General features: G+C 56.1%; 1 pseudogene. It reads right to left on the minus strand.

Features of this window, described 5'->3' with window-relative positions:
• Positions 1 to 237 (minus strand): annotated as a pseudogene (locus ACPYOM_RS23825) (sugar ABC transporter substrate-binding protein); the annotation flags it as partial.

The following is a 237-nucleotide window of genomic DNA, read 5'->3' on the forward strand; positions in this document are numbered from 1 at the left end:
CTTCGTGACCATGTTTTCGATCTGCGAAAGCTGGTTCGGAATATCGTCGTCACCATACTGCAGGTCGGTCTGGTAGCCGGCTGCCTGGAGCTGCTTGACGATGTTGTTGCCGTCGTCGATCCAGCGGGCAGAAGACTTCGTCGGCATTGCGATACCAACGAGGCCCTTGTCCTGCGCCATTGCAGGCATAACGAATGAAGCGACGCCGAAGGCTGCCGCAGCCATCAATGAGATAAT

It is taken from the genome of Monashia sp. HAY1-2A, from assembly GCF_056755315.1.